The sequence below is a fragment of the Secundilactobacillus malefermentans DSM 5705 = KCTC 3548 genome, assembly GCF_001436395.1.
GTDB lineage: Bacteria > Bacillota > Bacilli > Lactobacillales > Lactobacillaceae > Secundilactobacillus > Secundilactobacillus malefermentans.
In genome coordinates this window covers 1-1,039 of sequence record NZ_AZGJ01000124.1, presented here as the reverse complement: position 1 = coordinate 1,039, position 1,039 = coordinate 1, and the positions used below count along the sequence as shown (strand labels likewise).

1 protein-coding gene is annotated in these 1,039 nt (G+C 33.5%); it reads left to right on the top strand.

All coding sequences use genetic code 11. From position 1 onward, the window contains the following. The first annotated feature begins 89 nt into the window (after positions 1-89). On the top strand, positions 90-1,025 hold the full coding sequence (locus FD44_RS10080; RefSeq protein ID WP_010620855.1) for a replication initiation protein: 936 nt from the start codon (positions 90-92) through the stop codon (positions 1,023-1,025). Positions 1,026-1,039 lie beyond the last annotated feature (14 nt).

The following is a 1,039-nucleotide window of genomic DNA, read 5'->3' as shown; positions in this document are numbered from 1 at the left end:
GGTTTTGTCTGTTTATCAAGTAGAAATATAAAGTTGACTACTTGATAAACATAATCTAAAATTAATTTGTAATCATTAGGAGGTACAGCATGGGAAATGAAATTATTAAATATGATCCAGAGTTAAATACCATTCCACTTCGAAAATTTACTCCAGTTGAAATGAATTTATTTTTTTCGATTATTTCTCGTATGCGTGATAAGAGTAATCAGACCATTCGTTTTACTTTTGATCAATTAAAAGAGTTAAGTGCTTATAAACCTACTGCAAATAACCGTTTTGAAGATGACATTCAGAGAACTTATGAAAAAATGATGGGATTACATTTTGGTAGACGAAGTAAAAGTGGATTAACTCGAGAGTTTTTTGTTTTGTTTACAGAATTTAAAATTGATGGAGATGCAGAAGAACCTTATGTAGACGTAAAAGTTTATGAACGTGCTTTACCCCTTTTAAACAAGCTTGAAAGTTGGGTTCGTTATGCGTTGGCAGAGTTTAGAGATTTAAAAAGTAGTTACGCAAAAACAATGTTTCGGTTACTAAAACAGTTCAGAACCACTGGATATGCTTATTTTTCTAAAGAAGACTTTTTTGAATTACTAGATATGCCCAAAAGTTACTGGAATAGTCCCTCTAACGTCGATAAATTTGTTATAAAACCCATTAAAGAAGAATTAACTCCTTTGTTTAGAGGATTAACGGTTAGAAAAAAATATGGTAAAGGGCGTGGGAAACCAGTTATTGGCTATTCGTTTACCTGGAAACCCGAAAAGAAAGATGCCAATGATTTCTCACAAGGCCAATTACAAGATGAGCGTCAAAAGCTTTTTAATATTCAGCATAATAGTGAACTAACAGAACAGGAAAAATGGCGCGCTACTGATAAAGTTAAAGGATTACCACTAGGATCCACTGAAAAACAAGCATTGGCTGATAAACAGGCCGAGCACGATAAAAAAATAAGAGATCAAGCAAGACAAGAAGCACTTGCTGAACTCCGAAAGGGGTTTGGGAATCATGCCTAAAACTATTAGAGAAC